The following is a 23,340-nucleotide window of genomic DNA, read 5'->3' on the forward strand; positions in this document are numbered from 1 at the left end:
ACATGGGTCCACGAGCTCAAATTGACTTGCGACTATTGCATGCCACCATCATCAGCTAAGAAAGTATTCAATACTTGCTCAACCATATCCCATTCATCGTCAGATTCAATCAATTGCAATTCGCCGTTGTCGCCATCTTCTGGATTGAAAATGTAGGCCTGGATATCAACCTCATCATCGGCCGCAGCATCTGCTGGATACAATAAAATGTATGAATGACCGAAATCTTCTGAATCAAACGTGAATAAAATATTAAATAGTGTCTCATTACCTTCGTCATCAACTAATGTGATCACATCATTATCTTTACGATCTTGGTTTTGACTCATGTTAGTTCCTCGCTATTCTTGTGTGAGTTTGCCATGGCGATCCAAGTAATTTTGCAAGATTAGACTTGCCGCTAACTTATCAATCACCTTTTTGCGTTTCTTTCGTGAGGTGTTGGCTTCTTCGACCAGCATCCGTTCAGCTTCAACGGTCGTCAACCGTTCATCTTCAAAGTCGACCGGCAAATGAAACCGAGCTGTCAGTAACTCGCCGTAATGTTGGGCCGCTTCAGCCCGCGGTCCCAAAGTGTTATTCATATTCTTCGGCAATCCTAGGACAAAGCCCCCAGCATCCAATTCGTCAACGAGTTCAGCCACCCGGTCAATCCCGAATTCTTCAGCATCCTCATTGATTCGAATAATTTCAACACCTTGGGCCGTCCAACCAAAAGCATCACTAATGGCAACACCGACAGTTCTAGAACCAACATCTAACCCCATTAACTTCATGCATCGACATCCTTATCTGCCTTCAAATAAGACTTGACAAGCTCTTCGATAATCTCATCGCGCTGATGCTTCCGAATTAAGTTCCGAGCATCTTTCAAGCGCGGGATATACGCCGGATCACCGGATAGTAAGTAACCTACGATTTGGTTAATCGGGTTATAGCCCTTTTCTTGTAACGCTTCATAAACCGTCGTTAACGTGTCATGGACATCTTTAACGCTGTCATTATCGAAGTCAAAGTACATTGTTTTGTCTAATGAACTCATATCAAGCACCTCCCGCTAGTTTCCGCTTCTTATCTATTTTACTAAATGCCCATATGAAGTACAATCAATCCACTTTGATGTAACACATTCGTAATAATAACCGGGGTTAAGCCGGGAATTTTCTGCAAAGTGGCATTGATTTACATTGATTTTTCATCAACTCATTTTGCCACGGGTAGTGCACACTCATGTCCTCGTCAGTCATAACTAAATAATAACTGACAAAATACGGACAGCCACTCACACGACTCCTCCAAAGTTGGCCGCAATCGCCAAAATTCACGTCAAATTAATTGAATAAGTAAAAAACAGTGCCATTAGAACTATTCGTCCTAACAGCACTGATTTATTTGGCTTGCTACTTGGTCTCACTTGATCCACACAAAGCAATTAACATTTTCATGACCGTTCAATTGATTCCTATTGTTCAGCTAACCATTCATGAGCAGCCTTCAAAGCAGCTGGTAATCCAGCTGGCTTCTTGCCACCAGCTTGTGCTAGCGTTGGTCGGCCACCACCACCGCCGCCAACTTGTGGGGCAATGGCTTTAATTAAGTCGCCAGCTTTAATCCCGGCCTTGACCTTATCATCACTAACAGCCACCAATAAATTGACTTTTTCGCCAATGACCGTCCCGAGTACCAGGACATCCGAATATTGTTTCGTCTTCCAAGTATCAGCGAGCTGACGAAGCTGATCCATCCCTGAAACTTCAACTTGTTGTGCAATCAAGGTCGTGCCATTAACATCATCGACCTGATCAAAAACTGCCCCAGCTTGTTGTTTAGCTAACCGACTTTCAAGGCTAGCCCGTTGCTGTTGTTCTGCCTTCAAATCAGCTTGCAATTGACTGACCTTCGTTGGCGTATCAGCCAACTTCGGTGCTTTGACTTGAGCGGCAATTTGCTTCAAAGTTTGTTCCTCACCGGCAAGCAGTTCAAAGGCCTCCTTCGAAGTAACGGCCTCAATCCGACGTGTACCAGCACCAATCCCAGTTTCAGAAACAATCTTAAATAGTCCTAATTCACTACTGTTCTTAACGTGGGTCCCACCATCAAATTCAATCGAGTAGTCGCCAATTGAAACGACCCGAACAATTTTGCCATACTTTTCCGTAAAGACGGCAATCGCACCCATCTTATGACCAGTTTCCTGATCAGTTTGAATCGCACTAACTGGTAGTGCTGCCCAAATCTTATCATTGACGATCTGTTCAACTTTCGCTAACTCTTCGTCAGTCACTTGACCAAAGTGGGTGAAATCAAACCGTAAATAGTCAGGTTCAACTAATGAGCCAGCTTGTTTCGTATGTTCACCTAAGACGTCACGTAAAGCTTGATCTAATAAGTGGGTTGCCGTATGGTTCTTTTCAACCTTATTATGGAAAGCTAAATCGACGTTCAACGTGTAAGTTGCATCTTTGTGCATTGGCTTCAACACTTCGACCGTATGCAAGTGTTGCTTATTAGGCGCATTTTGGACATCCGTCACTTTGGCAACCACTTGTCCGGCATCATTCAAGATCACGCCACGATCAGCAACTTGGCCTCCCATTTCAGCGTAAAATGGAGTCTTGCTGAAAATCATTTCAGCCTGGCCGTTGTCAATGTGATCCACTAAGGTTTCATCCACAATAATATCATTCAAAGTGCCTTGAACATTAGTCAACTCATCATAACCGACATATTCACTCGGCGTCTTGATGTCAATCAACAAACTCCGTTGCACACCCATTGACTTTGCACCGCTACGGGCATTCCGCGCACGATCGCGTTGGGCTTTCATTTCAACTTCAAAACCAGCTTCATCAACATCCAAGTTTTCATCGCCAGCGTATTCCTTAGTCAATTCAAATGGAAAGCCATAAGTATCGTATAACTTAAACGCATCCTTGCCGGCCAAAGTCTTTTGACCAGCTTGCTTAGTTTCTGCAATCAAGTTGTTTAATAAGTTCAGACCGTCATTTAACGTTTCATTAAAACGACTTTCTTCAGATGCCACGATTTTTTCGATATACGTGCTATTCTTAAGAACATCTGGATAGTGTGAGGCCATAATTTTGCCTACAATTGGCACCAATTGGTCTAAGAAAGCTTCTTTTAAGCCTAACTTTTGGCCATGCAAGATGGCCCGGCGAATCAACCGGCGAATAACATACCCCCGCCCCTCATTGGAAGGTAAAGCACCATCGCTAATGGCAAACGTAATTGCCCGGGCGTGATCAGCAATCACCTTAAAGGACACGTCGTCCTGCGCATTATCGCCATAATGCTTACCATCACTCAATTCTTCCGTTTTATGAATAATCGGTAGGAACAAGTCAGTTTCAAAATTCGTTTTGGCATTTTGAAAGACTGAAACGACCCGTTCCAGCCCCATCCCCGTATCAATGTTTTTACGAGGAAGTGGCTCATAAGTGTCTTCTGGCGTGTGATTAAATTGTGAGAAGACAATGTTCCAAACTTCCAAGTAGCGTTCATTTTCACCACCAGGATAATTTTCTGGATCATCATCAGCTAAATTATTAAAGGCTTCACCACGATCATAGAAAATTTCTGAATCAGGACCGGATGGGCCTTGGCCGATATCCCAGAAATTATCTTCAACTTTAATGATATGGTCAGGTTTAACACCCGTTGCTTCCCAAAACTTAGCAGCATCCGTATCCTTGGGATAGACCGTCATGTATAACTTATCTGGATTCCAACCAAACCACTTCGGTGAGGTTAAGAGTTCCCACGCCCAACTGATAGCTTCTTTTTTGAAATAGTCACCAACGGAAAAGTTACCCAGCATTTCAAATAACGTGTGATGACGCGCTGTCCGGCCAACATTTTCAATATCGTTAGTCCGGATACTCTTTTGTGAGCTAGTCATCCGGGGATTATCAGGTACAACGGAACCATCAAAATATTTCTTCATTGTGGCAACGCCGGAGTTGATCCACAATAACGTTGGGTCATCTACGGGAACAAGTGACGCACTTGGGACAATCGTATGACCCTTTTCATGGAAAAAGTCTAAGTACATTTGCCGAATTTCACTACTACTTAATTTTTTCATTTAATTCTGGCACCCTTTCTATCATGCTTAATTTAAGGCAAAAAAACACCGTTGCTAGCAAAGACGCTGTTAACGCGGTACCACTTTGCTTGCAACGATGTGTTCGTTTACCTCTTAAGCTCATTAACGCTGAGACACGGACTAGTTTGCTAGTCATACTTTTAGGTAGCATCTAAACCACACCGCACTTTTCCCAGCAACCAAAGTGTCTCTTGACCGACATGTGATTTAAATATGTCCTTACTTTGCAAAGTATAGAAAACTTACTGCTGATTGTCAATACACCGTCCGGTAGTTTTTGACCAATCCGCGTCAATTATTACACCTTAAGACTTACGATCCTTGCGGGCATTCCGTGCAGCGGCACGTTGTTCAATGCGCCGATCCATCCGCGCCTTATCACTGATCTTTTTACGAATACGGCGTTTATACCCCGGCTTGATCTTCTTCTTAGATTTCTTGACATAACCAATCAGGGTTGGATCGAGCTTCTCTTGCTTAGGGCCACGTTTAGCACGACGATTACGGTCATATGAGTCCACAATTTCGCCATCCTGAATGGCCTTAGGCTTAAACTTAATGCCCATCGCTTCGACCGCACTGACCTTAGCTTCTTCGCCCGGACTATATAATGTAATGGCCGTACCAGCCATTCCATTACGACCTGTCCGGCCAACCCGATGAATAAAGAATTCCAAGTCATTTGGAATATCATCGTTGATAACGTGTGAGACGCCCTCAATATCAATGCCTCGTGCGGCTAGATCCGTTGCAACAACGAACTGATACTTCAACTGTTGCACATCACGCATCACCCGTTTTCGTTCACGTGGTTGGATATCGCCATGAATCATAGCAACGGTTAAACCCTGTTGCCGCAAATAATGCGTTAATTCTTGAACGCGTTCCTTGGTGTTAGCAAAGATTAACACTAGGTAGGGCTCCCCAATCGTCAACAACCGATAAATGATACTATTCTTGTCATGACTTTTGGTTGAAATCAACCAATTGTCAATAGTGGGACTAATCACCGATGCGACCGGAATTTCTTCCATAACTGGATTATTCATATACTTACGTAAGAAAGGCGTTAATTTTTGTGGCATCGTTGCTGAGAACACCAACATCTGCAAATCAGCTGGCATCCGCCCAGCAATCTGATCAACCACGTTCAAGAAGCCTAAGTCGAGCGTCATATCAGCTTCATCAACTACTAGTTGGGTCGCCCGATGAACATCGAGTGCTTGTGAACGCATTAAATCAAGAATACGGCCAGGCGTCCCAATAATTAGTTGTGGCTGGTGGCGATTAAGCTTTTCAATTTGTTCCTGCTTATCAGTACCACCAATGTATAACCCAATATGAATCGCTTTCGGGCTATGTTGAATTAATTGTTTAGCCGCCGTCTGAATCTGATAGGCTAATTCACGGCTCGGCGTTGTAATAACCGCTTGCACATAGTGCTCATCGGCATTCAGTTGATTGATCATGGGCAATAAGAAGGTATGCGTCTTCCCACTCCCCGTCGCCGACTGCCCAATCACACTCCGGCCAGCAGCAATTACCGGAATCAATTTTTCCTGCACTGCAGTCGGTTTGCGGAAATTGATGTCAGTTAGCGCCTGCATCAAAAACGGCTGCAATTTAAAATCTTCAAAACTTGCGGTCATAGTTAAACCTCTTTCTCATAATGGCTAGCGACTTGGTCGAGTTCTCGCACCACCGTTTCAATTTCTTGTTGGTCCTTCGCCTTGGCACCACTTGCTAAAGCGTGACCACCCCCGTCATGGTGTTTGGCCACGCCATTGATCGATGGCCCTTTCGAACGTAGCCGAATTCGAAAATCACCTTCCTTTTGTTGGACAAAAATCGCCCAACACTTGACGGTATCGATTCTTCCTGGTAGTGGCACAACTCCAGCGGTACTAGCATCGCCAATTGCAAATGAATCCATGATGTCATTCGTCAGAATAACATAGGCGGCACCAGAATCGAGTTGGGTCAAATGTTCATAAACGTAGGCCGAGAGTCGGGCAACTGGTAACGTGATCGTGTCTTCAATCCGGTTAACGGCTTCGGCATTGGCGCCAGCTTCCATTAGCGCGGCTGCGGCCCGCATGGTACTTGGCTTGGTAGCGGAATATAAGAAACGGCCCGTGTCACCAACAATTCCTGCGTACAATAGGCGGGCAGCTTCAGCCGTCAGTGTCAATTCTGATTCAAATGGCGCGAACCAGTTATAAATCATTTCACTCGTACTGGAGGCATCAACATCCACCCATTGTGGTTCCCCAAAAGCATCATCATTCGGATGATGATCGATCTTAACAATCGTCTTACCTTGTTGCCAAAACTCCCCATCAATTCTTGGCTGGTTAGCGGTATCGAGAATTAATACTAAAGCATCTTGATAGTCTGCTTCAGTAACTTCATCCATTTGCCCTAACCAATCAAAACCATGGTACTGTTTACCGGGCGTCAATACTCGTTTGTCTGGAAAACTAGCTTTGATGATAGCTGCTAATCCCAACTGACTGCCGATGGCATCCGGATCAGGTCGTTGATGACGATGAATAATAATTGTTTTTGCTTGTTTAATTAAGTCAAAAATTGCTGTTTGGACGGTCATAAATGAACCTTCTTACTCTCATAATTTACTGGTGGCGATTAAACTGTCACAGTACTCCAGTATACCGAAGAATCCCCGCCGCGCCAAATAAATTAATTATCATTCGGATAAAGCGGCAGCGTTAAGTTCTCAAAAGCTAGTGGTGCCAGGCCTGTCAACGTAATGCCAAGCAGCCGGATACCAGTATCAAAGTGAGTATCAACGACCTCGTCAAAAATTTCTTCGGCATATTGATCAAACAAAGTCGCGTCGTTCGGAATGAATTCACTAAAGGTTCTTCGCTTAGTAATCGTTACAAAATCACCATAGCGTAACTTTAAGACTAGCGTTTTTCCATGACGTTGATGTGCCTGCATACTAGTGGCGACTAACTTAGCAATGGCCTTCAGATGCGTGTTCACTTCCGCTGTCGATTGTAAAAACGGCCCGAATGTCCGCTCCTTACCAATTGATTTTCGTTCTCGTAAATATTCCACTGGCCGATCGTCGCTCCCCCGAACCCGCCGGTACAAAATGTATCCAAGCTTGCCAAATTGCTTGATTAAGTCTAATTCGGACTGTGCGTATAAGTCTTGACCGGTCATGATGCCTAAATCGTGCATCTTTGGAACCGTCTTTTTACCGACGCCACGAAACTTTTCGATTGGTTCACGTAACAGAAATGATTCCGCATCCTGTGGCAGGACAATGGTCACGCCAGCTGGCTTCCGATAATCAGACGCCAACTTGGCAATAAATTTGTTATAAGAAATCCCAGTTGAACAAGTCAAATGCGTCTGATGCCATATCTCTTGTTGTAATTTATGAGCCAATTCAACGGCACTGTGAATATGCTTTTTATTAACGGTCACGTCTAAATAAGCCTCATCAAAAGCAATCGGTTCAATCATATCCGTATATTCATGAAAAATACGATGAATCTGATCGGATATCTCACGATACAACGGGAAATTAGGTGTCTTGAACACTGCCTTGGGGCACAGCTCTAAAGCTTTAGCAGCCGGCATCGCTGAATGGACGCCAAATTGTCGTGCGACATAGTTGGCCGTTGTAACCACCCCCCGGCCACCGGTCTGTCGCGGATCATGAGCAATCACCAATGGCTGGGTCTTATACGCCGGATGTTCTCGTTCTTCGATTGACGCATAGAAGGCGTCCATATCTACGTGAATGATTTTACGCTTCGTATTCACCCGAATGGGCGCTTCAATAATTGACTGAGCCATTAGCTATCCCTCCTATTCTTAGTAGGTTCATTATACACGAACGTACGTTCAAAAGCGCGTGTTTGGTCCAAAAAAAGCCTAAAAAAAGATAAGCGGTGACCAGCACTGATCAACCGCTTATCTTTGATTATTATTTAGCTTCAGAATCAGACTCATTGTCTGTTGCTGAACTTGCTGATTCAACTTCAGACGTTGCTGCTGATTCAGCCGCCGCACCTGATTCTGGTGCAACCGTCTTAGCTGCTGTATCTTCGGCTGGTGAAATCTTTGCCACTGCGTTTAAATCGAAAACTAAGAAAATACCGTCACAATCTAAGGTAACCGTCTTTTCAGTTTCATTAACTTCATCGACAACGCCGTGTAGCCGACCAATCGTTGTGACCTTGTCACCACGTTTGATTTTGCTTAACATTTGTTGATGCTGTTGTTGTTGTTTCCGTTGCGGACGGATCATGAAGAAGTATAAGAAAGCAAACATGACCACGATGAACAGAATTGACGCCATTTGACCCATTTAATATCGCTCCTAATCTTAAGTGAAAGTTTGACTATCTTTAACTTTAACAAATTACAGTCTGAAATACCAGTATCACTAAAAGTTTTTCGGGTTTTTCTCGTTAAAACCGTACATTTCAAAGAAATTCTGCCGGAATTCCAGCAAATTATCATCCATAATTGCCTGCCGTACTTGCTTCATCAAGTGTAATAAGAAGTACAAGTTATGATAACTCGTTAATCGCAACCCAAACGTTTCATCCGCCTTAATTAAATGGCGAATATAGGCGCGCGTAAAGTTACGACAAGTATAACAATCGCAATTATCATCTAGAGGCGTGAAGTCATGTGCATAGGCCGCATTCTTGACCACCAGTCGGCCGTGTGAGGTCATACAAGTCCCATTACGGGCAATTCGCGTGGGTAAAACACAGTCAAACATATCAACACCGCGAATCGCACCATCGATCAACGCATCCGCTGAACCAACCCCCATCAGATAGCGGGGCTTATTCTCTGGTAATAACGGCGTTGTAAAGTCCAAGACATGATTCATTTCAGCCTTAGATTCTCCAACTGACAAACCACCAATCGAGTAACCGGGAAAGTCCAAGCTAACTAAATCTTTTGCACTTTGTTCACGCAAATCTTTAAAACCAGCCCCCTGAACGATACCAAACAAGCCTTGGTAATCAGGATGTTGGTGAACTTTTAAGCCCCGTTCAGCCCAACGACTCGTTCTGGCAACCGACTTACTAACATAGTCGTAACTTTCAAAGAACGGTGGACATTCGTCTAAGCTCATCATAATATCCGGGCCAAGATCATTTTCGATTTGAATGGCCTTTTCGGGTGACAAAAACATCTTTGAACCGTTCAGATGGTTCTTAAAATGAACCCCTTCCTCAGTAATGTCGCGGTTTTTAGCTAATGAGAAAACTTGAAAACCGCCTGAATCTGTCAAGATACCCTTTTTCCAATTCATAAACTGGTGTAAGCCACCAGCTTCCTTAACAATCTGTTCGCCGGGCCGTAACCAAAGATGGTACGTATTTGATAAGATAACACCCGCACCCATCGCATCCAATTCTTCAGGGGCCAGTGACTTAACACTGGCCTGTGTTCCTACGGGCATAAACATAGGTGTTGGGAAAGTTCCGTGTGGCGTAATTAGTTCGCCAAGTCGAGCCCCAGTATGCTTTTCTTTCTTAATTAATCGGTATTTAATTGCCGGTTCCATATCCGTTCCTCCGTATCAAAATGTTGCTAAACACAAACAATGATAGCACGAAATCCAGTCGTGAACCAGTCACAACGCCACGAGTAACTTGTAAGGTGTTGCCAAACATCGCAAAATAGCCCTAACATCAAATAGTCGCCTCAAGAATCCATTAGACTTTCTTGAAGCGACTATTAATCGATATTAAAAATGCTAAGATGGGGCTCAAAATCAGCTATGACTCATTGACCTGCAAGCAACCAGTACTGTTTAGATCAATCTAACCACTGATTTTCGATTAGCCCCAACAAGTTCCTATTTCAAGTTCAGCCTAATTAATGAATAAACATAGCATCCCCAAAACTGAAGAAGCGGTATTTTTCATCAATAGCGTGTTGGTAAGCTTTCAAAATCAAGTCCCGCCCCGTAAAGGCTGCAACTAACATGACTAAGGTCGACTTTGGTAAGTGGAAGTTCGTAATGAACGCATCCACAACTTTCCATTGATAACCAGGTTTGATAAAGATATCCGTCCAACCAGAATCAGGTTTGATCTCACCATCAAATTTACTACCAATCGTTTCTAGCGTCCGAATTGACGTCGTCCCAGTCGCAATGATACGCCCACCAGTTTGCCGGACTTCATTTAACGTCTTGGCAGCCTCTTCATCTAGTCGGTAAAACTCACTGTGCATCTTATGATCTTCAATATTATCTTCTTCAACTGGTCGGAAAGTCCCTAATCCGACATGTAGGGTTAAGTAAACTAACTTAATACCCTTGTCTTGAACCTTTTGTAAAAGTTCCTTTGTCCAATGAAGACCCGCCGTTGGTGCAGCGGCTGAGCCATTTTCTTTGGCATAGACCGTCTGATAACGATCAGGATCGTCGAGCTTTTCCTTGATATAGGGTGGCAATGGTGTTTCACCGAGACGCTCCAAGATCTCCATAAAGATACCATCATAGTGGAACTCGATCATTCGAATCCCGTCTTCTTTTTCAGCGGTCACAGTCGCCGTCAACTGACCATCACCAAACGAGATCACCGTACCGACCTTGGCACGCTTAGCCGGCTTCATTAACGTCTCCCACTCGTCACCTTCTGTGTTATGAAGTAATAAAACTTCCGCATGGCCACCAGTTTCAGGCTTAACACCATACAAGCGGGCTGGCATCACGCGTGAATTATTCATCACGACCGCGTCGCCTGGATTAAGTTGATCAATAATATCGTAAAAATGTTTATCTTGCATTTCACCCGTTTGGCGATCTAATTCCAATAACCGTGAACTGTCCCGCTCTTTAATCGGTGTTTGAGCAATCAATTCGTGTGGTAAATCATAATCAAAATCTTCAAGTGTTAAACTCATATTGTGACCTCTTATCTTTATTTATTTTGGGGGTATGGAAACCCTAAGTGTTGATAACCTTTAATTGTAACGACTCGACCACGTTGCGTCCGCTTTAAGAATCCGATTTGAAGTAAGTACGGTTCAACGACTTCCGCAATTGTATCCGTCTCTTCACCAATATTAGCCGCAATGGTTGCTAGCCCAACCGGACCACCATCGTAATATTCCAACATCGTCCGCAAAAGCTTATTGTCAGTCTCGTCTAGGCCCGCATCATCAACACGTAAATAGGTCAACGAGCGTGCCACGATTGCCTCGTCGATGGCGTCCTGGTCGGCGACTTCCGCAAAATCACGAATCCGCTTGAATAATCGGTTCGCAATTCGTGGCGTTCCACGTGAGCGCCGTGCAATTTCGTGGGCCCCCGACGGTTTGATGCTTGTTTGAAAAATATCTGCAGTCCGCTTAACGATATCTTCCAAATCCGCAACTTCATAATACGCCATGTGTTCGACAATCCCAAACCGATCTCGCAATGGCGCCGATAACATCCCAGCCCGTGTCGTTGCTCCGATTAAGGTAAACGGCGGCAATGGGAAATGCACGGGATGAGCTGTCGGCCCTTGTCCAACCACAATATCAACAAAAAAGTCTTCCATGGCTGAATATAGCATTTCTTCAACGATTTTTGGCAACCGGTGAATCTCATCAATAAATAAGATATCACCTGGTTCCAGTTCATTCAAGAGCGCCACTAAATCACCAGGCTTTTCAATTGCTGGACCGCTAGTCGTCCGGATATTGACCTGCATCTCATTAGCAATCACCATCGCTAACGTTGTCTTTCCTAATCCCGGCGGACCATACAGCAACACGTGATCTAAAGATTCTTCACGCTTGCGGGCCGCTTCAATATACACGCCTAATTCATGTTTGACCCGTGCTTGGCCAATGTATTGGGCTAACGTTTGCGGACGTAGCGATTTTTCTAATGAAGCCTCTTCGTCATCAGCTTTATCCCCAGATAATAACTTGTCATCATCCATTCGCTACTCCTCCCATCTACTTCTTCATCAATAATCGTAAGCCTTCGCTTAATAGCGTATTAGTATCAGCAGCTTGCACTTGACTAAACGTTTCCAGCTTCTTGGTCACTTTCTTCACATCAGCCTTCGAATACCCAAGGGCCTCTAAAGCGGCCAATGCATCCGCTAACGCTCCGTCAACAGCTGGTGCATTCACATCTAACGCCGTTTGGCCCGTAACATCAACGTTCAGATCATTTAATTTACCTTTCAAATCTAAAACAATTTGTTGGGCCGTCTTCTTGCCCACCCCTGGAAAACTCGTCAGGTAAGTGGCATTTTCTTGATTAATGGCTTGAATCAAGCCAGCATGGTCGTTGTTCGCCAAAATTGCCAGTGCCGATTTCGGACCAATCCCCGAAACACCGAGCAGCTTTTCAAACAATGCCTTCTCGTCAGCATCAAAAAAACCAAATAGGCTCATCCCATTGTCACTAACGGCTTGGTGGATATACATCTTAACTGCAGTTTGTCCCACCTGATAGCGGTACGGATTAGCCGTTAGCACTTTGTAGCCAATGCCATTGACCTCAATCACCACAAAACCGGGGGTTACATCGGTCACTTGACCGAGAAAATATTCGTACACCGGAAAAACTCCTTTAAATAAAACGTATGTTTGCTTGCTAAATTGTACCACATTTTTATAGCGGCTTAACACTGGTGCATCGATAAAAATCAAATTTTAATATTGGCCTAGTTCCCCTCAGTTGATTTGATAGCGCTAATGACAATAAATGCTTGCTGAGGCGTAAATGGCGTGCTATGCTCAAAGTCTTAGGAGGGTCGCGCTATGCAACTTAAACCGTTTAAAGCGGTGTTACCAACCGCAACTGGTCAAGCTAAAATTCAAACTGCTACTACCGATTGGGACCATCACGACACAATGATCCAGCCCGATTTCAGTTATTACTGGTATGAACTAACGCTAAACGGCGTTCACCAGTGGCGTTTAATTGCCAGCTGGCCAGTTGACCAAATCGTAACAACCATGGTCCCTGGTACCATCAATACAGTGCTTTATCCGCAACAGCCCGTTATTGAGATGCTAATTGACGACTGGGTGGGCCATTTCGCACCGATAGTTGAAGTGACGGACACCGCTCACGTGACGCATCGTCTCTGGCAGATTACCGAACCTGAAGTCAACACCGACATCACCGCTGCCATGGCACCAGTCACACCGCAAAAAACGTGGTTGACGACGATTAGTACGCCACTAGTAATGCTAGTGTCAACAACTGAATGGCAAAAATTCGCAACTGCGCCAGCTATTCCTGATCAGTTGATTGCCATGGCAACGCCTCATAATTAAAGGTGCGCCAATTATAAAATCAACCGGTTTCGACACGCTTCTTTACGTTATTGCTGATAAATTAAAATGGGCTTCTCAAGAATCACATTCGATTCTTGAGAAGCCCATTTTAAGACAACAATCTTGCACATTGCACTAATTATTCTTTAGCACGAATCATGACCCATGATTAACGACGTATAACATCCTTAATCAAGTTTACCGCCTACGATGGCGTAACCACCACCAACATGCAACCACCAAACTAATACCAGCACTAATTACACTCAGCCACAAACCAATTTTTAATCCAGGCGTCCGATAAGTGAGTCGGATTCGGTGCCGACCAGCTGTCAACTTAGCTCCCACAAAGCCCTTGTTGACCACTTGCGTCTTGACGGTATGACCATCGACTTGCAGTTGCCAGCCGGACGAGTATGGAATTGACGTTGTCAGCACAGTTGCCGTCTTAGTCATCGTGGTTCCCGTAATCTGATTATTAGTCACCCGCTGCTGTTTCAGCCCGCTCTTCTGTAGTTGACGCGTCCGTTGGCGATAAGTCTTTCCTAACGGTACAGCAATCAATTTAGCGGACTTGAAATGTAAACTACGAATACTCGTGAAGTTCAGTGTAATCAACTTGCGTGCGTGCTTACTATACCCTAAGTTGATCACTGCTGATGTGCGTGGCTCATAATCCGACATATTCGTTGTGCCCAGTTGACTAAAACTCGTCAAATTATCCATGGTTTGAGCAGTTAAGGAATAGCCACTGGCACTTAGATTACCCTTCAAACCATCCCGAACATCATCTAGATAATCGACTTTGGTATATGGACGCGCCGTAAACACATTTGTATTTTGACTCGTCGTCAAAGCATGTTTGATTGAAGAACGTCGATAACTGATGCCATCTAGCACGAGATAGAGTTCCGTGTTTCGATACCGTTTGGGATGTTTGATGGTCAATTGGTATGGCATCTGATGGCCCTGGACATCACTGATCATGCTCGTTAACCCGTTCGCGTTTTTTTCCTGATTTTTTTTGACTAATTTTTGGTTAGCTGCAATCAAGTCAAGCACGCGATTAGACGGTTTGGTGAGACCAGTGGTGGGCGTTAAACTTTCCCGTTGTTCCGGTGTTAATGTGATCGTATCTGCCGGTAATTTAGTCAATGCGTTGTTTGACGCGCCGGTCGCGTGTTGATTACGATAAATGATCACCTTGTCCAAGGTATCCAAAACATTCGTCGTGTCCGCTTGGACTGAGTAGTCGACAGTTTGGCCGGTGACCGCTGGCTTAACGGACTTAACCCCGCTAACGGGCTGCGTGGTGACGACACCTTGTAACAAAGCCTGTTCACGGTCAACGGCATTCAAACGCGCAAATTGACGTTGACTGATCTGCTGCCGTTGTGTGTAAACTAACGGCAAAGCATGCTCAGATTTCAATAAAATCGTTCCAGTATGATTACTCATACCATAAATGAATTTATCTGCAAAAATCTTTGGTTGACCAGTTTTCATCTTAACAACTTCATATCCAGATGGTAAGGCTTGCTTCTTCAACTGATCTTCACGTGCAAACAAATATTTAACGCCTAATAAGTTATACATCGTCGTGCGACCATCCAGTGACCCTAGTGGCGAGTTCATCGCGTACTCGGAATTTCTCAAAGCTTGACTAAAAGCCCCCACATAGCCATTTTGAACCGAAAAGTATGACCCGACGGTACGGGTTCCCAACACCATCGGTACATCACTTTCAGCCGAACGCATCGTATAATAGTTGGGAGCCAACGCTGTCCGATAAAATTGCCCCGTTGCTGATAAACTTTTCTGGGCACCATCAAAATAATTTTTGACCCACTTCATCGCTGCACCCTGACGCAACTGTTCGGTACTATTAGAATTCGTATTGACACTCAACCAACCAAGCCCGTTGTTTGCTAGATTCAGTGTGACAACCCCTAGTAATAACACGTAAAACTGACAATTGGTCAATTTTAATGACCGCTGGGCCATGAGCACCCCAATTAGAGCGAGCAGAATCAAGTAAGTCGCAATATCGTGTTTACGAATATTAAGATAAAAGCCGTTAATCAACCAAATAACAATAAGTAGGCTTCCACTAATCCCTGCTAACCACTTGAGATCGGTCGCAGTCAAAGCGGTCACTTGGTCCATAAAGGCCATTGTGGCATAGGCAAAAACTAACGTGGCCATTAACAGCCAGCGGTTAGATGGGGTTGAAAAGACGTTAAACACGGCTGCAAATTGGGGTAATAAAATACCCAGCATCATCGCTAGAAGGACCCAATTGAGCACCCAATAGCGTTTAAAATGACGCAACGTGTAAATAACTGCTATAAAGCTAATGCTGCTTAACCCCAAGGTGACCCAGTATTGAACACTGCCACCATTCGTTAACAGGCGATTGGGTAAATTGACGTAATAATTAATTGGATAACTCGTCAGACCATTCGCAAAGTTAAAGCTTGCGCGCGTTGCCGTTAACATTGCTAATAACGTGGGTACTAACAATATACCAGCCATCGCGACCCCTAGCCCGACAGCCACTAATAGTCGCCAGAAGAGTTGGCCAAACGACCGCATCACTAACTGCTCACGGTGCCGCGACCAAAAACGAACTAAGGCGTAGATCAACCCACCTAACGCCAGCAAGTAAGCAAAATAAAAATTACTCAAAATAACGATGGCAGTAATTAAACTGAGCGGCAACCAATGCCGCCCCCGTAAGACCCGTTCAATCGCCCAACAAAGTAGCGGGAACCAAATCATTGGTAATAAAAAGAACGGATGGTGCATCCCCACGTAAAACGTATAAGCTGTAAACGTGTACGTTAAAGTACCAATCAGTTGACTCATACGTTTAAACTTGAACTGATGACTAAAGCCCAAAAAAGCCAGTCCGACAAAGTATAATCGTAATAAAATCAGCGCTTGGTAAGCCCATTCTAAGTGGTCCTGAGAAACAAACGCTACTAAGTAATTAAACGGGTCACCGACAACATAGTAAGAAAAAGTCGTCAGTTGGTCGGCCCCCAAACCGAGATTCCATGACCAACTAAATAATTGCTGCGGATGTTGCTGTAAGATCCGTTGAAACTCCAATAAAATCGGGAAGTGTTGTGCAATGCCATCCACTTCCCAAATTAATGTTCGACCGGCCAAGAAAAGCCCGCTATAAGTAATCGTCGCGATAACCACAAACATCCCCGTGTACCAGACGACTAGTGGTATCTTCCGTACTGTCTTCAAAATCAGGTGCCCCTATCTTGTAATTACGCTGACCACGTAATCCCCATATTTTGCTATATAAAACAATGGTCTTATTTTACCATGAACATTTCAACCTCGTGCCGCTCAACACTAATCTTAATAAATTCGTGAGCCTCATTGAATACCATCCCAGCAAACTAAATCCCCATTAACATCAACTATCAAAAACCGCTCCTTGTTTTTCATTAATCATGCGTCAAAAAATTAACGCCAATCCCAATTATCCAAAGTTTCGATGGTCGTGGTTGCTGGGTAACTCCCAAACAATCTCACTAATAGTTGTAACCCATTCATCGCATTATCGCGTTGCAAGTTGATCGTTGCAATTTCCGCTTGATCATGACAGTCCGGTTGCATTTCAAAAGCATTGACCTGTTCATACAAATTTAACGTTATCATCTTGGCACTTTTAGCACTCGGACGCGCATTCAATTGCCACAATGTTTTGCGGCCAGCTATAAATGTTGGCGTGGCCTCTGGTAAATCCGCTAAAAAACAATAAGCTGAGTAGACTTGCCGATAATAAAGTTTGGTCATATCCACACTGATCACTCCAATCGTGTTGCGTGGCACTGATAATCTGTATACACCTAGCCACCCATTGCAGTTAATCATAGCTAACTCTGCTAGTCAATTCAATCTGAACTGCACAAGTTAAAACTACGCCGGTCATTATTTTTGATTTCAACTTAAGCCTATTAATGCCACCAACCGCAAAAAAAGCCCCCACGCTATTAGACCTGTGGGGGAACTTAGTTAGTTTTCATTTTTGAGAACCATCACGTTAATCGCGAGCTTCGTGACTATCCTGAATTCGTTTGAACATTCGCTCCATGTCTGAATTCGTAAAATGAACCGTCACGGGTCGTCCATGGGGACAATTGAACGGATTCTCACAAGCGGGCAACTTGGCTAACAATGCGCGTGCCTGCTGATCATCCAAATGATGGTTCGCCTTGATCGCTCGTTTACAAGACATCATAATGGCCGATTTCTCCCGGAACTGGGCAACCGTCAACTTATCATCCTGTAAGAGCCAATCAATCATCTCACGAATCGTATCTTCTTCTTGCCCAGCCTTAAACCAAGTCGGGTGCGCATGCACAATAAAACTATTACCACCGAACGATTCTAAATGAATCCCAAGCGCCGCTAATAGCGGTAACTTTTCCTTTATCTTTAAAACATCACTCGTCGGATAATCCAAAATAATTGGTACTAACAAGTTCTGCTGATCCGCACTAACCTCACCAATTGCTTGCCGGTAGTACTCGTAGTTGATTCGTTCCTGGGCCGCATGCTGATCTAAAATATACATGCCATCATCCGCCTCAGCCAATAAATAAGTCCCGTGCATTTGACCTAAGTAACGTAACTGGGGAAAGCGTTCCGTATCAGCTGCTTCGCTAGTCGGTACAGCTGCCGAGTTACTAGTCACGACCGATTCAGCTTCCTTACCAAACGGTAACGCTGCCGCTTCAGACTGGTAACGCTGATCAAATGTTTTAACTGGCGCCGTCCCCAGTTCGTCACGATGACGAATCATAATCGGCGCCGTGGCACTACTGGCTATCGATTCAGGTACAACCGTTTCGCTGGTCACTTCGGTATGCGGAGTTGCCGCCGGGGCACTCACCATTGTTGTGGCAGCCGCTGAATGAAGGGTTGCTGCTGCCAGCGACGCTGCAAATTGCTCAGTCGACGCCGGGGTGGTCTTATCTGCCACCTGATACTGTGACGAAACGGCGTTCAAATCCATCGCTAATTGATCCGTATTTAAATGTTCGCGCCGGTGACTACCAAGATTGGTCAATGCCGATGGAATCAAGTTCACATCCACTAACCGGTCCGTAATCGTGGTACTGATCAACTTAGATAATTCTGCTTCCTTACTCAGTCGCACTTCTTGTTTCGTGGGATGAACATTTACATCCACTAGTAGCGGATCCATCGTTAAGGCAATCACTGCAATCGGATACCGACCAACCATTAATTTGGACCCATAGCCCTTGATGACGGCTTTCGTCAACTGCTGATTCTTGATGGCACGACCATTAATCAAGACGGAGATATACTGACGACTTGCCCGTGTCAATTCCGGTAAGGCCACAAATCCAGTCAGCTTAAAATCAGTAGTAGCCCCTTGAATGGCAACCATTTTACGGGCATTTTGTACGCCGTAAATACCGGCAATCACTTGTTGTAAATCGCCGCGACCAGCCGTCTTTAGCAGTTCTTTCGCATTATGAACCAACCGAAATGCGACTGCTGGATAGCTTAGTGCGATGCGATTGACTACATCTAAAATATTAGCCAATTCAGTTTGTGGTGATTTTAAATACTTAAGCCTTGCGGGTGTATTAAAAAACAAATCGGTAACTGTTATGTCAGTTCCTTGTCGCAATGGTGCTGGCGATTGTTGCAACAGCTTACCACCCCGATAATGAATGCTCGTTCCAGTAGTACCAGTACTCGTATTCATCACCACATCTGCCACTGAAGCAATACTAGGTAACGCCTCACCCCGAAATCCTAAGGAATGGACGCGAAATAAATCTTCACGTGACGTGATCTTACTCGTCGCGTGCCGTTTAAAAGCGGTTAAAACATCAGCCTCATCAATGCCATCACCATCATCGATAACCCGAATCGACTGAATACCAGACTCTTGAACTAAAATATCGACCTGCGTCGCATGCGCATCAACGGCATTCTCAACGAGCTCCTTAACGACCGAGGCGGGCCGTTCCACAACTTCACCCGCAGCAATCTGATCCGCCAACACAGAAGCCAATTCATGAATTTTTCCCATTACCATCGGTCCTTTCGTCTAAAATTATTAATGTAACTTTTAGTCCATCTCGCAATTCATACGAAATACAGTCAGTTTAAACTGACTATTTTCAACTTAAATATTTGTCACATGTCAACAATAATCCATGGCAAACATGCCCTTAAAATCATTATTGCTTTGCAAGCACCACGCTACTTACCCAATTTCTGCTGCCATTTATATAGCTGATTCATAACATCCATCGGTGTCATCGCCATCAAGTTCAACGTCTTCAATTGTTGTAAGACCTTTTCACCTTTAGCATCAGTCATCGCTGGCTCAGCAAATAACGAGAGCTGTTCATCACCTAATGCAGTTGCTGGTGATTCTGCAACCGGAGTCGCCGACTCAACGGCAACTGCATTATTGACCGCTTCATTAGTCACCGTATCCGTTGCGTTCGCGTCAACACTGGCAACCGCATCACTAGCTGAAATCGAAGCCGCCGTGGTTGAAACCGTGCTCGTTTGATTTTCCAAACTCGTGAGAATTTTATTAGCCCGTGCCAATAAACTGGTTGGCATCCCAGCCAGCTTAGCAACGTGCACCCCGTAAGACTTATCTGCTGCCCCGGGTTCGACCTTGTGCAAGAAGACCAGTTCACCGTCTTTTTCAGTTGCGCCAACATGCACATTGCGCAACCCCGTCAATTCTTGATCCAAGGCCGTCAACTCATGATAGTGAGTCGAAAACAACGTCTTAGCATGAATGTGGTTATGCACAAATTCAATAATCGCCTGTGCTAACGCCATCCCATCATAAGTTGCCGTCCCCCGTCCAATTTCATCAAATAACACCAAACTGTTGGCCGTCGCGTGTTGCAAGGCATTATTAGCTTCTTGCATTTCCACCATAAATGTACTTTGGCCTGAGATTAGATCGTCAGTTGCACCAATCCGTGTGAAAATTTGGTCAAAAATAGGGAGTTGCGCCGACTTAGCCGGTACAAAACAACCAATTTGGGCCATGATGACTGTCAACGCTAACTGCCGCATATACGTACTCTTACCTGACATATTCGGTCCAGTAATTAGTAGCACCGTCTCATCAGGTGCCATCGTCACGTTGTTTGGCACGTAACTCTGATTACCCATAACCTTTTCAACAACGGGATGGCGCCCATCAACAATTTTTAAGTCATGTGACTTAGTCAATGTTGGTTGTACAAAATGGTAATCTTCGCTAACAACTGCGAAACTTTGCAAAACATCAATCGCTGCAACCGCCTTAGCTAACGTCTGTAAGCGCTGAATGGCCCCCTTAACTGTTTCACGAACCTTCGTGAAGAGTTGGTACTCAAGGTCCGTAGAATGGCTCTCAGCTTCTAAAATCAAGCTTTCATGCGATTTCAACTCAGGGGTGCTAAAACGTTCGGCATTCGTCAACGTTTGTTTCCGTTCATAACGATCCTTTGGCAATTGGGCTAGGTTGGCTTTTGTAACCTCGATATAGTAGCCAAAGACCCGGTTAAAACCAATCTTTAGATTTTTAATACCGGTTGTCGCACGCTCTTGGGCCTCTAGTTCTGCGATCCATTTTTTCCCGTTGTTCATCGCATCCCGGTATTGATCGAGCTGTTCATTATAACCATCCTTGATGACCCCACCGTCCGTTACCGACAAGGGTGCATCTTCAACGATTGCCGCGTCAATCAGATCCGCAACGTCTTCAACTGGATCCAACTGATTGACTTCCTCGTTAAATACTTGCGTGTCCAATTCCGATAAGATATATCGAATCTTAGGAATCTGACGCAATGACGTCTTTAATTGAACTAAATCGCGACCATTTACGCTACCAAAGGCAACCCGGCCAGCTAATCGTTCTAAATCATAGACCTTAGTTAATTCTTCTTGTAAGTTACTACGTTCAAAATAGTGGTCCAATAAAGTGGCAACCTTACTTTGACGCGTTTCAATATCGTTCTTCACGATCAACGGCCGGTCGATCCACTGTTTCATTAGTCGTCCGCCCATCGCCGTTTTGGTCTCATCTAATAGCCACAGAAGCGTTCCCTGCTTTTTTCCAGTTCGAATCGACTTCATTAGTTCCAAGTTATATTTGGAATTGTGATCGAGTTTCAAAAAGTACGATGGTTCATAAGCAATTGCTTTTTGCAGGTGTGCTAGACTCCGCTTTTGGGTCACCGTAATATACATTAATAACCGTTCTACGACTTGTTTTTCCAACTCAACAGTCAAATCCTGGGTCAAATAACTCAGCTCTGCCTGGGGAGTCACGTTATTTTGTTCCGAAACGAGAATCCCCAGTGATTTGATCTGTCCACGCAAGTCGTCGCCAACTGAAGCATCGACCACAATTTCCTTGGTTTGCAAACTAGTTAACTCGTTGACCAGCGCATCATTGGTCTTTAAAACACTCGTTTTTAATTCCCCTGTCGATAGGTCGGCGTACGCAAAGCCATATTGTTGATTGCTCTGAGTCAATGCAGTCAAGTAGTTATTGGTCTTCGCCTGTTCGGCACCACGTTCTAGCGTCGTGCCGGGCGTGACTAATTGGATCACTTCCCGCTTGACCATGCCCTTAGCTAATTTGGGGTCTTCCATCTGTTCACAAATAGCGACTTTGTAACCCTTATCAACTAAAATATCAATATAATTTTGCACAGCGCGATGCGGTACCCCACACATTGGAATTGGATTTTCTGCCGAATGGTTCCGCGTCGTTAACGTCAACTCTAATAACTGGGCACCTTTAATCGCGTCATCAAAAAACATTTCATAAAAATCACCGAGTCGATAAAATAAAAACGCATCGGGATATTGATTTTTGACTGCAAAATATTGACGCATCATCGGTGTATCTTTCGTTTTTTGTGGCACACTTAATCCTACTTTCTATCCTTAAATCTCAATCGTCAAAATATGGGTGATCCGGATTAATTAAAATCCGGGCAATCTTTTTCGCCCGGCCACTCTGACCATCAATGTCAATCACACAACCAGATAACACCGCCGGACTATCCTCTTGCACGTTAAAACGGGTCGGCATTTGTTCTAGGAATCGCTGAATAACGTTCTCCCGGGTCATCCCTAAAATGCCATTATACGGTCCCGTGAAGCCAACGTCACTTAAAAAGGCCGTTCCATCGGGTAAGACCCGTTCATCACTTGTCTGCACATGGGTGTGCGTCCCAACCACGGCACTCACTTGACCATCCAAGTACCATGCCATTGCCTCTTTTTCACTCGTTGTTTCGGCATGAAAGTCAATGAAAATATTCGGGGTTTCTTTCCGCAACTGGGTCACTAATGGTTGCACTGTGGTAAAAGGGTCAGCCAAGTTTTGGCCCATAAACACATTACCTTGTAAATTAATTACGGCTAACTTGACCGTATTGACCTTCACAATCGTGTACCCAACGCCCGGGGTGGTTGCCGGCGGAAAATTCAATGGTCGAATCAGCTTCTTGGCCCCGTTAATAAAATCAAAGATTTCATTATTATCCCAAGTATGATTGCCCATCGTAATAACATCAGCACCTGCCGTCAAGATATCCTTATAAACTTCCTGATTGATACCACGGCCACGGGTGGCATTTTCCCCATTGACAATGGTAACTTGCGGCTTGTAGCGCCGTTTTAACTTAGGTAAGTACGTGGTAACCGCCGTCTGACCGACGTTGCCCATGACATCCCCAACAAATAGAATTCGCATAGATTGCTCCCTTGTTTAACGTTATACCAATTATTTTAGCATTATTTAGCCCGAAAAACGTGATTGAATTTTACTGACAATTAAAAAATGAGCTTAGGTCAAGACCTAAACTCACTTCCCG

The 23,340-nt window shown here is 44.5% G+C and carries 18 protein-coding genes; 1 reads left to right on the top strand and 17 read right to left on the bottom strand.

Annotation, left to right across the window (positions count from 1 at the left end):
• Positions 1 to 32: 32 nt before the first annotated feature.
• The 12 genes from RXV91_RS10110 to ruvA form a co-directional block, all read right to left on the bottom strand.
• Complete coding sequence (locus tag RXV91_RS10110) at positions 33 to 329, bottom strand: DUF1292 domain-containing protein (RefSeq protein ID WP_003641525.1); 297 nt, start codon at positions 327 to 329, stop codon at positions 33 to 35.
• A 12-nt stretch (positions 330 to 341) separates the two neighbouring features.
• Positions 342 to 776: a Holliday junction resolvase RuvX gene (gene ruvX, locus RXV91_RS10115; protein WP_021732528.1), complete on the bottom strand. Its 435-nt coding sequence runs from the start codon at positions 774 to 776 to the stop codon at positions 342 to 344.
• Positions 773 to 1,042 (bottom strand): IreB family regulatory phosphoprotein, encoded by a 270-nt coding sequence (locus tag RXV91_RS10120; RefSeq protein WP_003641523.1) that lies wholly within the window; start codon positions 1,040 to 1,042, stop codon positions 773 to 775. The genes ruvX and RXV91_RS10120 overlap by 4 nt, the downstream gene beginning before the upstream one ends.
• Before the next feature lie 420 nt (positions 1,043 to 1,462).
• Positions 1,463 to 4,105: an alanine--tRNA ligase gene (gene alaS / locus RXV91_RS10125; protein WP_316439770.1), complete on the bottom strand. Its 2,643-nt coding sequence runs from the start codon at positions 4,103 to 4,105 to the stop codon at positions 1,463 to 1,465.
• A 326-nt stretch (positions 4,106 to 4,431) separates the two neighbouring features.
• Positions 4,432 to 5,775 carry a DEAD/DEAH box helicase gene (locus RXV91_RS10130; protein WP_316439771.1) on the bottom strand — a complete coding sequence of 448 codons (1,344 nt, stop codon included), beginning with the start codon at positions 5,773 to 5,775 and terminating at the stop codon, positions 4,432 to 4,434.
• A gap of 2 nt (positions 5,776 to 5,777) precedes the next feature.
• Positions 5,778 to 6,734: a bifunctional oligoribonuclease/PAP phosphatase NrnA gene (locus RXV91_RS10135; protein WP_316439772.1), complete on the bottom strand. Its 957-nt coding sequence runs from the start codon at positions 6,732 to 6,734 to the stop codon at positions 5,778 to 5,780.
• Positions 6,735 to 6,826: 92 nt separating this feature from the next.
• On the bottom strand, positions 6,827 to 7,960 hold the full coding sequence (gene dinB / locus RXV91_RS10140) for a DNA polymerase IV (RefSeq protein ID WP_316439773.1): 1,134 nt from the start codon (positions 7,958 to 7,960) through the stop codon (positions 6,827 to 6,829).
• A gap of 130 nt (positions 7,961 to 8,090) precedes the next feature.
• Positions 8,091 to 8,474 carry a preprotein translocase subunit YajC gene (yajC, locus tag RXV91_RS10145; protein WP_316439774.1) on the bottom strand — a complete coding sequence of 128 codons (384 nt, stop codon included), beginning with the start codon at positions 8,472 to 8,474 and terminating at the stop codon, positions 8,091 to 8,093.
• Positions 8,475 to 8,552: 78 nt separating this feature from the next.
• A complete protein-coding gene (tgt, locus tag RXV91_RS10150) occupies positions 8,553 to 9,695 on the bottom strand; it encodes a tRNA guanosine(34) transglycosylase Tgt (protein WP_021732534.1) in 1,143 nt (380 codons plus the stop codon).
• Between the two features lie 314 nt (positions 9,696 to 10,009).
• Positions 10,010 to 11,044 (bottom strand): tRNA preQ1(34) S-adenosylmethionine ribosyltransferase-isomerase QueA, encoded by a 1,035-nt coding sequence (queA, locus tag RXV91_RS10155; protein WP_316439775.1) that lies wholly within the window; start codon positions 11,042 to 11,044, stop codon positions 10,010 to 10,012.
• A gap of 17 nt (positions 11,045 to 11,061) precedes the next feature.
• A complete protein-coding gene (gene ruvB, locus RXV91_RS10160) occupies positions 11,062 to 12,072 on the bottom strand; it encodes a Holliday junction branch migration DNA helicase RuvB (protein ID WP_316439776.1) in 1,011 nt (336 codons plus the stop codon).
• A gap of 16 nt (positions 12,073 to 12,088) precedes the next feature.
• Positions 12,089 to 12,700, bottom strand: a complete 612-nt coding sequence (gene ruvA / locus RXV91_RS10165) for a Holliday junction branch migration protein RuvA (protein WP_316439777.1) — start codon at positions 12,698 to 12,700, stop codon at positions 12,089 to 12,091.
• A gap of 204 nt (positions 12,701 to 12,904) precedes the next feature.
• On the opposite strand from ruvA, the gene RXV91_RS10170 reads away from it, so the two are divergent.
• Positions 12,905 to 13,426 (top strand): DUF1015 family protein, encoded by a 522-nt coding sequence (locus RXV91_RS10170; RefSeq protein WP_316439778.1) that lies wholly within the window; start codon positions 12,905 to 12,907, stop codon positions 13,424 to 13,426.
• 198 nt (positions 13,427 to 13,624) lie between these two features.
• Here RXV91_RS10170 and RXV91_RS10175 read toward each other — a convergent pair whose 3' ends face one another.
• The 5 genes from RXV91_RS10175 to RXV91_RS10195 form a co-directional block, all read right to left on the bottom strand.
• Positions 13,625 to 16,687, bottom strand: a complete 3,063-nt coding sequence (locus tag RXV91_RS10175; RefSeq protein ID WP_316439779.1) for a YfhO family protein — start codon at positions 16,685 to 16,687, stop codon at positions 13,625 to 13,627.
• 225 nt (positions 16,688 to 16,912) lie between these two features.
• A complete protein-coding gene (locus RXV91_RS10180) occupies positions 16,913 to 17,245 on the bottom strand; it encodes a hypothetical protein (RefSeq protein WP_225366501.1) in 333 nt (110 codons plus the stop codon).
• Positions 17,246 to 17,492: 247 nt separating this feature from the next.
• Positions 17,493 to 19,520 (bottom strand): DNA mismatch repair endonuclease MutL, encoded by a 2,028-nt coding sequence (gene mutL, locus RXV91_RS10185; RefSeq protein ID WP_316439780.1) that lies wholly within the window; start codon positions 19,518 to 19,520, stop codon positions 17,493 to 17,495.
• Positions 19,521 to 19,693: 173 nt separating this feature from the next.
• The gene (mutS, locus tag RXV91_RS10190) at positions 19,694 to 22,384 is read right to left on the bottom strand and encodes a DNA mismatch repair protein MutS (protein WP_316439781.1); all 2,691 of its coding nucleotides are present in this window, start codon (positions 22,382 to 22,384) and stop codon (positions 19,694 to 19,696) included.
• Between the two features lie 28 nt (positions 22,385 to 22,412).
• Positions 22,413 to 23,219, bottom strand: coding sequence for a TIGR00282 family metallophosphoesterase (locus RXV91_RS10195; protein WP_316439782.1), 807 nt, complete (start codon positions 23,217 to 23,219; stop codon positions 22,413 to 22,415).
• Between the last annotated feature and the right edge of the window lie 121 nt (positions 23,220 to 23,340).

This window comes from Lactiplantibacillus sp. DA1 (assembly GCF_032681335.1).
In the GTDB taxonomy this organism is placed as follows: domain Bacteria; phylum Bacillota; class Bacilli; order Lactobacillales; family Lactobacillaceae; genus Lactiplantibacillus.